13 protein-coding genes are annotated in these 13,028 nt (G+C 60.4%); 1 reads left to right on the top strand and 12 read right to left on the bottom strand.

From position 1 onward, the window contains the following. Positions 1-65: 65 nt before the first annotated feature. From NKJ89_RS06755 to NKJ89_RS06730, 6 genes are all read right to left on the bottom strand, one after another. Positions 66-800 carry a sensor histidine kinase gene (locus NKJ89_RS06755; RefSeq protein WP_352600994.1) on the bottom strand — a complete coding sequence of 245 codons (735 nt, stop codon included), beginning with the start codon at positions 798-800 and terminating at the stop codon, positions 66-68. A 217-nt stretch (positions 801-1,017) separates the two neighbouring features. After that, positions 1,018-1,455, bottom strand: a complete 438-nt coding sequence (locus tag NKJ89_RS06750; protein ID WP_352600992.1) for a CBS domain-containing protein — start codon at positions 1,453-1,455, stop codon at positions 1,018-1,020. Between the two features lie 59 nt (positions 1,456-1,514). Further along, positions 1,515-2,162 (bottom strand): HD domain-containing protein, encoded by a 648-nt coding sequence (locus NKJ89_RS06745; RefSeq protein ID WP_352600990.1) that lies wholly within the window; start codon positions 2,160-2,162, stop codon positions 1,515-1,517. A 40-nt stretch (positions 2,163-2,202) separates the two neighbouring features. Beyond that, positions 2,203-2,601: a cupin domain-containing protein gene (locus tag NKJ89_RS06740; protein ID WP_352600988.1), complete on the bottom strand. Its 399-nt coding sequence runs from the start codon at positions 2,599-2,601 to the stop codon at positions 2,203-2,205. 81 nt (positions 2,602-2,682) lie between these two features. After that, a complete protein-coding gene (locus NKJ89_RS06735) occupies positions 2,683-3,441 on the bottom strand; it encodes an SDR family oxidoreductase (RefSeq protein ID WP_352601155.1) in 759 nt (252 codons plus the stop codon). Positions 3,442-3,505: 64 nt separating this feature from the next. Then, positions 3,506-4,297, bottom strand: a complete 792-nt coding sequence (locus NKJ89_RS06730; RefSeq protein WP_352600986.1) for an alpha/beta fold hydrolase — start codon at positions 4,295-4,297, stop codon at positions 3,506-3,508. Between the two features lie 371 nt (positions 4,298-4,668). Here NKJ89_RS06730 and NKJ89_RS06725 point away from each other — a divergent pair, with 371 nt between their 5' ends. Further along, a complete protein-coding gene (locus NKJ89_RS06725) occupies positions 4,669-4,932 on the top strand; it encodes a DUF680 domain-containing protein (RefSeq protein ID WP_352600984.1) in 264 nt (87 codons plus the stop codon). A gap of 295 nt (positions 4,933-5,227) precedes the next feature. Here the strand turns inward: NKJ89_RS06725 and NKJ89_RS06720 are convergent, their stop codons facing one another. The 6 genes from NKJ89_RS06720 to NKJ89_RS06695 all read right to left on the bottom strand — a co-directional run bounded on the left by NKJ89_RS06720 (position 5,228) and on the right by NKJ89_RS06695 (position 13,015). Next, positions 5,228-5,977: a glucose 1-dehydrogenase gene (locus NKJ89_RS06720; RefSeq protein WP_352600982.1), complete on the bottom strand. Its 750-nt coding sequence runs from the start codon at positions 5,975-5,977 to the stop codon at positions 5,228-5,230. Between the two features lie 143 nt (positions 5,978-6,120). Further along, positions 6,121-7,113, bottom strand: coding sequence for an alpha/beta fold hydrolase (locus NKJ89_RS06715; protein ID WP_502904099.1), 993 nt, complete (start codon positions 7,111-7,113; stop codon positions 6,121-6,123). A 396-nt stretch (positions 7,114-7,509) separates the two neighbouring features. Continuing rightward, complete coding sequence (locus NKJ89_RS06710; protein ID WP_352601151.1) at positions 7,510-8,202, bottom strand: response regulator transcription factor; 693 nt, start codon at positions 8,200-8,202, stop codon at positions 7,510-7,512. Positions 8,203-8,204: 2 nt separating this feature from the next. Continuing rightward, positions 8,205-8,582 (bottom strand): response regulator, encoded by a 378-nt coding sequence (locus NKJ89_RS06705; RefSeq protein WP_031260092.1) that lies wholly within the window; start codon positions 8,580-8,582, stop codon positions 8,205-8,207. 2 nt (positions 8,583-8,584) lie between these two features. Beyond that, a complete protein-coding gene (locus tag NKJ89_RS06700) occupies positions 8,585-9,226 on the bottom strand; it encodes a response regulator transcription factor (RefSeq protein ID WP_023758828.1) in 642 nt (213 codons plus the stop codon). A gap of 393 nt (positions 9,227-9,619) precedes the next feature. Next, positions 9,620-13,015 carry a PAS domain-containing protein gene (locus NKJ89_RS06695; protein WP_352600980.1) on the bottom strand — a complete coding sequence of 1,132 codons (3,396 nt, stop codon included), beginning with the start codon at positions 13,013-13,015 and terminating at the stop codon, positions 9,620-9,622. Positions 13,016-13,028 lie beyond the last annotated feature (13 nt).

Genomic DNA, 13,028 nt, shown 5'->3' with positions numbered 1-13,028 from the left:
CTCGATTGTACGCTGGTTGGTCCGTATTGGTGTTGCCGGAGGCAGGTTGGTCGATCGTTGGCCCTCTATCGTATTGCGGGCAACCGCAACGTCACGGCGGTGCCCGACCCGAGCTCGCTTTCGATGTCGACACTTCCCCCCGCCTCCTCGGCGAAGCGCTTCACCATTGGCAGCCCAACGCCGCCGAGGCCTCCACCTTTCGTGGTGAAGAAAGGATCGAATGCGCGCACCATAGTCTCGCTGGTCATTCCAATTCCGTTGTCGGCGACACGAACATCTATCCGACCACCCTTGGAACTTTCGGGCGCCAAGGAGGCATCGATCGAGATCAGACCGCCGTCAGGCATTGCATCGCGTGCATTGAACAGAAGATTCAGAACCGCATTTTGAAGCCCAATCGGATCGCCCTTTACCCGAGGCAGATCGGAGCCGACCCGAACCTCGAGGCGCAAATTGGCACCCCAAGCGCTTCGAACGACGGATTCGATCTCAGCCAGGCAGGCGCCCACGTCCGCATGCTCGATTTCGGCGTGGATATCTCGGGCTACGCCGATGGTCTGCCTGACAAGGCCGCCAGCTCGTTCCAAGGCCGTTTTGGCGCCGGCAATTACAAGCCCAAGATCTGGAGCCGCCGAGACGTTCGGGTCGCGAGCCAAATGGTTCAACGCCGATGAGGCGACCTGGATGAGATTGCCAAGGTCATGAACAATGCCGGCGGTCGATATCTGCACGGGTAGGCCGGTTCGCGGAACATCGGCAGGCCGGTCGAAGACATCTTCCTTTAGTTCTGAGCGTGACATTCCATTCCCCCGGTTGCTCGGTCGACCGTTGGTTGCTGGAAGAAGCTTAAATGAAGGGCATCTGTGGTCGACTGGGTCGAGGAAGAAGGCGAGCAATACCGCGGTATATGTCGTGCTATCGCGTCGCAGGGCCCAGCAATCATGTTGACGAGCACGAGGAACAAGAGATCGCCCGGAGTGGGCTTGCTGTGGCCTGGCCCGGTGCCTTGCTCCTGCATCACTGGTAGCCGATCCCGCCGATGTAGTTGGCCAAGAGTTGCTCCTGGAGCTCCTCTTGATCGAAGAGCGCCTTCATTGCATCACGGATATCAAGCACGCCTATCGGTTTCTGGTCCGCCCCAAGTACCGGCACATTCTGAAGGCCTCGCGCGGCCATCGTCTGCCAGATCGAATGGAGGTCGTCGCCGGGACCGCAGGAAACGATGGAACGGTTCATCAACGTCGCGACGGGCACCTCTGCCAGGCCCGAACTCGCCAGATGCCGCACGAGGTCGGATTTGCTCAGCACGCCTGCCGCCTCCCCGCTGCCATTACACACGACGACCAGACCTATGGCGGGATCGGAAAGTGAAAACGCCGCACTCCGCAACGTCGCATCGACGCCGATCACTGAGAGGCGGGCCGACGTTATTGGATGCAGACTGTCAATGCGCATGACGCCCTCCTGAAAGCGCCTCGCGGCCACAGCCGGGAGGTTGGGGTTCGATGTTTTCCTCACTCCTGGAAGGGAGCGTTCATCACGGAATCAACTGCCGAAGGAGCCCTGTAGCCGGGGACAAAGCGTTCGCCGAAATCCCGGGCAAAGTTGTCGTAGGTGGTTTCGCGACTGACATTCGCGATCTGACAAAAGCATCGCGTCATCCGCCGCTTCATTCCAAGCCGTGGGAATTCGCACACGATCCTTGCCATTTCGGCGGAAGGGATGAGCTTATATTGCAAGCCGACGACATCGAGGCAGATGCCGGCTGTGCACAGCGCCACCTCGGCTTCCTTGTAGAGGCCGATCGACAGTGTCGAGTTGAGGGCGACGCTGTCCCAGATCAGTTGAGCGCGACGTTCGTCGAAGCCGCCGTCCCGGACGAAGGTTCGAGCCAGATCGGCGCCTTCCACTTCGAAACGGCGCGGCCCGGCAAAGTGCTCATTGAGCGTGATGTCATGCAACAAGGTTCCGACAGCGACAACTTCCGCGTCGTGCTCGACATTCTGAATCTGTCCGATCCGCGCCGCGAAAAGCCAGGATCGGACCACATGATTGAACAAGTAGGGTTCACATCGCTGACGAGCATATTCGATCGCTCGGCCAACAATCGGCGTGTCGGGGACCGAAACCCCTGCAAGCGTGCGCCTGGCGATCGCATCCATGTCGGTGACCTTCCCTTTACGCCCGACGACTAGCCCGACTTCATTTCGAGTATGTCGTCAGGTTCTTCTCGTTGGTATCGACAACGAAGATCGCAAGCAGGCGGGCGCGTTCCGTCTTGCTGGCGTTTTCGCTGACCGCGTGACGGTCGCCGGGAAATTCCGAGAAACTTTCGCCGGCACGATAGGTCTTCACCGGTCCATCATTGACCTGGCTCCGGATTGCCCCCTCCAGCACCGTCGCGTAGATGAACGCGGATTTGGGATGGGTATGCGCCGGCGATGTACCGCCCGGTGCGTACTCGACGAGCACCGCTTTCATGCTCTTGCCGGGCACGTTTGGAAGAGCCTGGTCGTAGACAAGCTTTACGTCCGCGTCATCGGCTCTCGCCGCGGTGACGGAAGTGGCAATGAGCGCTGCGCATAGAAGTATCTTGATCATGTCTGGTCTCCTTGTTGGAATATGCATGGCTGGGGAACGCCGATCCGATTGGTCACAAGACCGGTGTTAGCTTTTGTTTGTCTATTTCGGCGGCGTGTACCGGCTGAGCCAGTCATCGAAATGCACGGCGCCGATGCGCGCACTCTCGCCGGGAACAAGCGTTCGATCGTCGATTGCCACTTGACCGTAGTAGAGAGCACCAGGATCCGCGACGACTTTGCGGGGGTCGTTGGTGGCCTTCAAAAAGCGACCAACGAGTTCGTTCATGCGAACGCGCTCCGGGCCGGCGATTTCGGTCGTGCCGTTCAACGGCGTGGCAAGCGCGATGTCCGCCATTGCATCGGCGACATCATCGGCCGCCATGGGCTGGAAGTAAGCCGGTGACATATGGATGGTATCGCCGACGGCGCCGGTGTTTGCGATGGCGGCCGTGAATTCGAAGAATTGGGTGGCGTGGACGATCGTGTATGGGATTCCGGATTCCTTGATCAGTTTTTCCTGGAGCAATTTTCCGCGGAAATAGCCCATGCCCTGCAGCCGGTCGGTGCCGACGACTGACAATGCCACGTGATGACGGACGCCGGCGGCGGCTTCCGCTGCAAGAAGATTACGCCCGGACGCCGCGAAGAATTCCAGCGCGGCCTTCTCTTCGAACGACGGCGAGTTCGCAAGATCGACGACGACCTGCGCCCCGGCAAGGGCAGCGGCCACCCCTTCTCCCGTGACGGTGTTCACTCCGGAGTTCGGCGACGCCGCAAGTACGTCGTGCCCCTTTTTCCGCAGTCGTTCCACAGTCTTCGAACCGATCAGCCCGGTTCCGCCGATGACGACGATTTTCATTTCCAATCTCCTGGTTGGGCGTGTTGATTTGCGATGTTGATCGGACGCTGGCGTTTTCAGCCAGTTACTGACTGGCCGATGCAGCAGCATCCTCGATAAGAGACGTGACCTCGTCGGGATGCGAGACCATGAGGGCGTGGGAAGCCCCCTCGACGACGACGGTTTTTACGGCATGCGCGCGCTTGGCCATGAAGCCCATGACGGCTGCGGGGATATTTCGGTCATCCGTGCCGTAGATCATGTAGGACGGCAGCGTCTTCCATGAGGCAACGCCCGAGGCCTCAGCCAGAGCTGCCTGTGCGACGGGGCGTTGAGTGGCGGCCATTAGCGACGCCTGTTCTTCCGGGACATCGGCGGCGAACTGGGCGCGGAACTTGTCGGGCTGGATGAAGAGATCCTGGCCGCCGCCCGGCAACGCGACTGGAACAATCGCACTGCCCAAAGTGCTCCCAGGAAACATGCCAGAAAGCGTCAGGCTCGATTCACCGGTCTCCGGCGCGAACCCAGCCACATAGACCAGCGCCTTTACGTTGGCATTGCCGTTGGCGGCCTCGGTGATGACTGGCCCGCCATAGGAATGACCCACCAGAACGACCGGCCCGGGGACCGACCGGAGGATGGCCGAGACTGCCGAGGCATCGCTGGCGACGCCGCGGAGCGGATTGGCTGCGGCCTTGGCTATATAGCCGTCCCTGTTGAGTTTGGTGATGACCGCATCCCAGCTCGACGACTCGGCGAAGGCGCCGTGCACCAGCACGACCGTCGGCTTGGCCTTTGGGCCGACCGGCTGCGCCATCGCGGTGCTCGATAAGGCAATCGCCGCTGCGAGCGCCAGGATCCTGGTAATGTTCGACATTGCTTTCTCCTTTGCCGGACTTTCATGACCTATGCGCAGAAGAATGCGCCGACCCGGCGCGCCGACCTATTATGCGGAATGGTCAGTCATGTGATGCCAAGGTCCAGGGTAGGTCATCGCTGAGATCAGGTGACCGGTGGCATGCTGCAGCGGATGGCCGGCAGCGCTGGAATGTTGCCGGGGCGGCGGCCAATAAAGATCCATGCAAGTGGCTGCTTCCAAACACCACTTCGCTCCGACGAATGTTCAGCGCACTGCGCTCCCGTCAACGACATTGTCCCTGCCCTTCGGCTTGCATCGCCCAATGCCAACGTATGGGTCACACAGCCGGATCGTCTAATCGTCTTGCGGAAGCGAGGCTTTATATCTGGATGGGTGAAGACTATCAAGATAAAGATGGAGTTACCAAAATGAAAATGACAGCTCTTGCTGCCGCCGCTCTTGTTGTTACAGCAGGAAACGCAATTGCCGGAAGCGACCACTATGGATCAAACGGAGCCCAGCAGCCTGCAACTGCGTCTGACAACACGTATACCTCCTCGACCAGAAAAATGAACAAAGATACCGGCATGCCGAAAACCGTTCGCAAGCCCGTTTCCAACGACGAACATGGCCAAGGCATCTGGGGTCACTGATCCTGACGGACACAAAATTAAAGGGCCGGGGCGCAACCTCGGTCCTTCGGCGGCATCTGAGTTACTTCCTTGAGAGGTGAACCGACCTCTCTTGCCAGCCGATCCCTCTGTAGCGTCCGTGACGGCTTCTATCGGCTCGATTTGTACTACCACGACGAATGTTCTCGCCTTCGATCGGGTGCCCACCGCGCGACGCGGTCGACGTCACTGCCGGTCTTAGCGTTCGGATGCGCACCCGGTGGGTGAGATCGTGGAATAAGGGCGTGGCGACGGCAGACAGCGGAGCAAGCGCGACTCAGAGCAACGCCATTCCGCCGTCAACCCGCAGGTTGATACCCGTGACAAAGCTGCTCGCGTCCGAGGCAAGGAACAGGGCGGCCTTTGCCAGCTCTTCCGGCTGTCCCATACGACCCAGGGGTATTGCTTCCGCCATCGCCTTTTCGAACGGCCCCCGCTGTTCAAACGGTAAGCCTAGCTTTTCGAGAATAGCCGTATCCACCGGACCTGGGCTGAGCACGTTGACTCGGATGCAACGAAACTTCAGTTCGATCGCCCAGCTGCGCGCGAACGCATTAATCGCCGCCTTCGAGCCAGCATAGACAGCATGGCCGTCCAGGACTTTCTCGCTGGCCAGCGACCCCGTGAGGATGATTGCGCCGCCGTTCCGTATGATCGGGATCAGCTTCTGGACACCGAAGAAGACGCCGCGCGTATTGACGGCAAACTGCGCGTCATATTCTGCCTCGGAGACTTCGGCCGAGTGTGTGATGGTGTTTAAGCCGGCGTTCGCCATATAGATGTCGAGCGCCCCGAACCTTTGGCGGATCTGCTGCGCTACGTGGTCATGGTGCGCCACATCGGCCACATCTCCTTGAATCCCCAGCGCGCCTGCCCCGATCTGTGCGATCGCCTCCTCGACCGCCTGCTGCCGGCGGCCGGTGATGACCACTTGCGCTCCCTCGTCAGCAAAGATTTTTGCAGCCGATAGTCCGATTCCACTGTTTCCGCCGGTGACCACAGCGATTTTACCTGACAGTGTGCCCATGTCGTTCCTTGCCTCCGGAATATTGGCACTGGCCCGCTGGACGCAGGCGAGTGCAGCAGCGGCGTGCAGGCTGCGGCCGGAGCTCTCCAGAACTCGAACGGCCGCAGCTGCCCGCAACAACGCCTGGTCGTGATCGCGCGAAGCTATCCTTTGATAAAGGCGAGCAGGTCGGCATTGACCTGATCCTGGTGCGTGGCCGTAATCCCGTGGGGCGCACCGGGGTAATATATTTCCTTTGCACCCCTGATCAGCCGCGCCGACTTGACTGACGAATCCTTGACCGGGACGATCTGGTCGTCCTCGCCATGCAGGATCAGCGTCGGTATATCGAACTTCTTGAGGTCCTCGGTGAAATCGGTTTCGGAGAACGCTTTGACGCATTCATATGCATTCACGAGACCGACCTGCATGCTCCAGAGCCAGAACTGATCCAGAATCCCCTGGGAGACCTTGGCGCCTGGCCTGTTCGCACCATAAAACGACGGTGCGAGGTCCAGGTAGTGCTGTGAGCGATCCTTGAGGAGGCCAGCCCGTATTCCATCGAACACACCAATCGGCAGGCCCTCCGGATTGGCCGGCGTCTTCACCATGATCGGCGGGACGGCAGCGATGAGCACAGCCTTGGACACCCGCTTCGTCCCGTGCCGTCCGATATAGCGAGCGACCTCGCCTCCTCCGGTGGAATGTCCGACCAGGGTGACGTCCCGCAGATCAAGCGCATCGATCACCGCTGCGAGATCGTCGGCATAGCCGTTCATGTCGTTGCCGGACGAAGCCTGGCTGGAGCGGCCGTGGCCGCGCCGGTCATGCGCAACCACACGAAAGCCGTTATGGGCAAGAAAGAGCATCTGCCCGTCCCAGGCGTCCGAATTCAGCGGCCAGCCATGCGAGAAGGTTACAACCGGCCCCCTGCCCCAGTCCTTGTAGTAGATTTCGGTGCCGTCCTTGGTCGTGATTTTGCTCATAGTCCTGGTTCCTTTGTCTTTTGGGTGGATGGCGGCGTTTGGCTTTCGGCCCGCGGCAGATTGCGAAGCGACCGGCAGTCCGGCGGTAGCGGCGAGGATCAATCCGCCCACCAAGACGTCACGGCGGGATGCGCCAATCGTGAAAAGTCCATCCCTGCTCACTGTGTCCATCCCTGATGCTTGGCCTTCAACAACTGGCTCACCATCACGATCATCGATCCGACCTGCATGGTCGCTTTCGGGGAGGGCGAGCGAAGGGGCGGGCGACACTCGACGATCGTGATGGCTTGCGAGGAAGATTGCGCTTATCCGGCCCGCAAACCTATTCTACGGAAGGGTCTGTCATGCGATGCCAAGGTGTAGGAGAGATACGCTGAGACGAGGCTCGGCGGAGTGACCTGGTCTAGCTTCCAAAAGTGCGACGCTGCCCCCAAGCCTGCGCGGCACCGATTTGACGCAGCAGTCGCCAAGCGTCATCGCTGGATAAATGTAGGTGGTGGACTCGCGCAAATCCGCGATCAATCGGCTGTCCCTGCATCATACTTGCAGGAAGGTTGCGGCAGAGATCTATGTCGCGTAGGCCTGTCGCATCGGCGCGGGCAGTGTCTCCCATGCCCGGATCAGCTCGCCGATGGAAGCGGCTTCCATCTTGCGCATGACATTGCCGCGATGCAGCTTGACCGTCACTTCGCTAATACCGAGGTCAAAGGCGATCTGTTTGTTGAGGCGTCCGCGCGCCACTTCATGCAGAACCTCACGCTCGCGTGGCGTCAGCGTTTCAACGCGCTCGATGTTGCGCTTGACGATCACGGCATCCGCCCGCCGCTTGGCATCCATCGCAATACCCGCGATGACGGCGTCAAGCAGCGTCTGGTCCCGCACCGGTTTGGTGAGAAAGTCCACGGCGCCGGCCTTCATCGCCTGGACGGTCATCGGGATGTCGCCATGTCCGGTCAGGAAGATGATGGGTTTGGGGTTGCCGTTTTTCGCAAGATGCTGCTGCAGATCGAGGCCGCTCGATCCTGGCATGCGCACGTCGAGGATCAAGCAGCCGGGGCTGTCCAAGATGTCGGCGTCGATTAACTCGCGGGTCGAGGCAAAGCAAACTGGCTCGAAACCCGCCGACAGGATCAATTCCGAGAGCGCCTCCCGGACAGACGCATCGTCGTCGACAATCATGACGAGCGGCTGCTCCGCTTCGCGCCTGCGCTGCGGCGCCGACGATAGCGATCTCCGCTGGAGCGGCTGGTCAACTCTCATGATCATCCCTCGGTTTCTTGGTTGCGTAAAGCGTCACCCACCGCCACAAGCAGGGCCTGGCCATCGAAGGGCTTGCGGAAAAACCCGCTAACACCTTTGGCGCGGTACTGATCCGCTAGCTCGTGCCGGCCGGTAATCAGGAATACCGGAAGGTTCGGACGCGCCCTCTTGACCAGGTCACGAAGCTCAAAGCCGTCCATGCCGGGCATCCCGATGTCGGTGATGAGCACGTCCACGTCCGACAACCCACTGACGACCAGCGATCCCGCCGACGAGAAGCTGCGGGCTATATAGCCGGCGGACTCCAGAAGATCCTCCAGCGACTCAAGCAGCCTCGGATCGTCGTCAACCACCGCCACGACGGGCCTTCGCTTGCTCACGTTCAGCCCCCTCCCGATCGGCGCGAGTGCGTGATCGGTATTTCCAATCGCTCCGCCATGCGGACGAGGTCGGCAAGCGACGCGGCGCCCATTTTCTGCATCACATTCCTTCTGTGAATTTCCAGCGTAACTTCGCTGATTCCCAGTTCAGCGGCGGCCTGCTTGTTGAGCAGGCCACTCACCACCAGCGGCAGCACCTCGCGCTCGCGCGGCGTCAACTCGAGGTAACGTTGCCTTAACAGGCTAAGTCCGGCGCGCTGCGATCTCTGTTCCCGATCCTGGGCAATCGCCGCATGGATTGCGGTCATGAGGTCCGCATCGCTGAACGGCTTGGTCAGGAAATCCACGGCGCCGTGCTTGATCGCACGCACCGAGGATGGGATATCGCCATGTCCTGTTATGAAAACGATCGGCGGATGACCGCCCACCGCGATCTCCCTCTGCAGATCGAGGCCGTTGATATCTGGCAACTCGACATCGAGGATGAGACAGGCAGGCAAATCCGGCTTGTCTGCATTGATATACTCACCGGCCGACCCGAAGGCTATGGCGCGCATGCCGTGCGAAACCAGCAGTTCGCTGAGCGCCTCGCGGATGCGTTGATCGTCATCCACGATGAAGACAATTTGCTCGTCCGTAGTCATGACGCGACTTTCGCACCGACGGACGCGAGAATGCCGAGATCGAAAGGGCGAACCGCTGTTTGAGAAGCACCGCCATCGGTTGCTCCCGATGGACCAACAAAGGCTCGAGATTGTCGGTGCTCTGCATAGCACCTTCTATCAGTGGCTGGATTTGGGCGGATGCTCATGGCGCTATACTAGTCCCGCTACACGCCATTCGCATCTCATGGAAATCCATGCATGGATTTCCATCGGACTGGCCGACACACCCGTTTTGGAGAACCGGAATGAAAACCAAGCGCTCCCGCGCGACGCTTCATACCGAGATACCGAGCGAGCGAAGCGCCGTCTGCAATCAGTGCCCTCGTCTCGGATGCGTTCCGCGTATGACCAAAAACTATTGCGGTCGCCCGATCATGGTGCAGCCTCCGCCTCAACCGGAAGCGTGAAGACGAACCTCGCCCCATGCGGAACGCGGTTCTCCGCCCATAAGCGTCCGCCGTGAGACTCGATGATCGAACGGGAGATCGCGAGTCCCATGCCCATTCCTTGCCCTTTTGTCGTGAAGAACGGGTCGAATATCTTGTCGGGATGTTCGACTCCCGGGCCGGAGTCGCTGACTTCAATCTGGATTATGTCCCCTGTCCGGCGCACTCGCATCCCAAGAACCTTGTCACCGGCAATGGCGTGCATAGCCTCGACGCCGTTGCGAATAAGATTGACCAGCACCTGTTGGATCTGGACGCGATCGAACGCGACCAGCGGGAGGTTGCGTTCGACGTCGATATCCATGCGAACGCGACACCGTATGGCTTCCTCGGCCATGAGGTCACGCGCTTCGTCAATGACACTGGGGATCGGCGTGCTGGTTCTCAGTTCAAGGGACGGCCTGAACAAGGCGCGGATGCGGCTGACGACATCTGCCGCCGAGTTGGCGTCCCGGATAATGCGCTCGGCTGTGATCTTCGCGCGGTCGAGATTGGGGGGCTCGGCGGATAACCAACGGTGGCATGCATTGGAGTTGGCAACGATCGCGGCCAGCGGCTGGTTCACCTCATGAGCGATGGATGCGGAGAGTTCGGCAAGGCTCGCCGCCTGGCTCGCACGTGCAAGTCTCTCTTGCGCCAGTCGCAGCTGCTCTTGTGCACGCACCTCGTTTTCAATGTCCAGGCAGATAACGTTCCACTGCACGATGGCCCCTTCAGTGTTGCGCATCGGGGCGGCTCGCGTCTCGACCCAGCGATATTCGCCATCGAAGCGCCGCAGACGGTGTCTTCGCGCATAAGGCTCGCCTGTGGTCAAGGAATGGGCATATCTCTCCTTGACACCTGCCAAGTCGTCGGGATGAACACCCGCTTCGAGTGTGCCGGCCAGCCGCGATTTTCCCGCTTCGTCCAGTTCTTCGAGGTTGTAGCCGAGAAATTCGCGGAGCTGCTGACTGCGGTACATCGGCTCGCCATCCGGCGCGGCGCAATCGATCATTGCCGGCAGCGTTTCAACGAGTTGCCAAAGCGCGCGCTCTCTCTCGCGCAGCGCTTCCTCGACCCGCAGCTGATCGTCGATGTCATGCGTAAGGCCGTACCACTGGACAATGCGTCCGCTCTCATCCCTCAGCGGCTCGGCCTGGCCCTCCATCCAGCGGTAAACGCCATCGGCACGACGCAGGCGATACTTCATGAAAAAGCGCTCGCCAGTGGCGAAGCAACTGTTGAGTGCTTCCCGCAGGCTGGGTGCATCGTCGGGATGAACGACGGTGGCTATGAAGGCTGCCAGCCGGTTCGTGTCCGGCATCTCCGCGTCCGTTATGTCGAGGCCGAGAAAATCGATCAGTCGCTTGTTGAAGAAGGTCGGCTCGCCGTTCGAAGACAGCCGCCAGAGGTAGCTCGGAACCATGTTGACGAGTTGCGAGAGCGCCTGCTCTCGGTTGTGCAACGCAGCCTGGGTGGTCACCAGGTCGTGGATGTCGACGCTCACACCGTACCATTGCAGAATATGGCCATCTTCGTCGCGGAGCGCCTCCGCGCGAGTCTCGGTCCAGCGATAGCCGCCGTTGGCGCGCCGCTGGCGATATCTCTGAATGTAAGGCACGCCCGTTGCGAATGAATGGCGGATCGCTTGCCGTGCCGTATCGATGTCGTCTGGATGGATCACACTGAGGGACGGCGAGCCGTCCGGGGCGATGATGTCGCTAAGAGTGGCCCCGGTAACGTCCGTGAACCGCTTGTTGACATAGGATGGCGTTCCTTCCCGTGTCGTACTCCAGATCAAGGCGGGCACCGTGTCGATGAGTTGCTGAAGGCGTCGCTCACTTTCGCGCAATGCCTCCTGCGCGCGCACCTCATCGTCGACATCGAGAGAAACGCCGTACCATTGCACAACGGCGCCGTTTTCATCACGTCGGGGCTCCACCCTGCACTCCGCCCAGCGATAAGAGCCGTCCTTTTCAAGCCAGCGAAACCGCATGGTGGAGCCATCGCCGGTCTCGAAGCTATTCAATAGCGTGCACTGCACCCCGGGAGCATCTTCGGGATGGATCAGCTTCTGCAGCAATTCATCGATGCGCGGCTCGCCCAGATCTTCGAAGTTCGCGATGACGGAACGGAAATGGTCCTGGTACCGCTTATTGAAGTAGGCCGGCCCGCCCGTCGGCATGGCGCTCCAGATGCGGACCGGCACGGCGTCAATCATCTGCTGGAGTTGCTGTTCGCTCCGCCTCAATGCCTCGACGCTTTCGTGCAATGTGAGCACCGCCTGCTGGTGCTGCCGCGAAATGGCGGCCACGATCAGAGCCGAGAACGCCGAAATGACCAGAAAAAGCTGCAGCATGATCTGGTTGTGCTTTTGGGAAACGGGGTCGCCGGCAAATTGGCTGGCGCCGGATACCGTGAATACCGCCGTGATCAGCGCAAGCAGGATCAAGGCGACTGCGGCGCCCCTGAACTCAAAGCGCACCGCGGCCCAAAGAAGAGGCGGCATGATGATGTAGGCGAAGGGCAGGTAACCGCTCAAGGAGAGGGCGGCAACGCCGAGAAAGATCAGCGCCAGGACGCCAGCTTCGATCCATCGGGCGGCCGAAAGCCGGGCCTTGCCGCGCCAGTTCTGGAACACGACCAGCGCCAGCGGCGCCACGATCAGGACCCCGGTTGCGTCGCCGATCCACCATAGAGGCCAGGCCGCGGCGAAGCTCTGTGACTGAATGCCGAACCACGCAAGCGTTGCACTTCCCACCGTCGCGCTTGCGACTGGCGCGATTCCAGCGGCCAATACGACGAATGCGAGAACTTCCTGCAAGGTTTCCAGCCGAAGCGGGCGCTTGCAAGCCCGATTCACGAGCCATGCCCCGGCCACAGCTTCGAGAGCATTGCCGGCATAGATCAGGAAGGCGGCAGGCAGCGGAGTGTGGAACCACAATAGGTTGCTGGTCAGTTCAGCCACACAGGCTGCCACTATCCACCACGGCCAGCTATACCTGGAGGCAATGAGGAGCGTGGCGATGAAAAGCCCGCTCGGAGGCCAAATGGAGATGCCCGTTCCAGGTACGATCGCGAGCGACTGAGCGAATCCGCAGCCCAAGACGTAGGCCGCGATAAAAAGTCCCAGATGCAAGGATCGAGGGCGATGCGCCCAGACCCGAGACGAACTGCTCGTTTCAAGATCACTGACAAGATCGCCGGGAGGCAGGCCTGGTTCATTTGCCGCGCGAGGTCGACCTCGTCCTTGCGATCCAAATCCGGGTTGGTCCAACCCATGCTTCAGCGCGCGTGTTGCTTCGGAGTCGGTTTTGCTAGGCGAGGTGGACGCTGTCGTCATCGGCTGCTCCTGA

The sequence above is a fragment of the Mesorhizobium sp. M0047 genome (genome assembly GCF_040323315.1).
In the GTDB taxonomy this organism is placed as follows: Bacteria; Pseudomonadota; Alphaproteobacteria; order Rhizobiales; family Rhizobiaceae; genus Mesorhizobium.
Note: the sequence above shows the minus strand (reverse complement) of the source record. Positions and strands in the feature narration are given on the sequence as shown.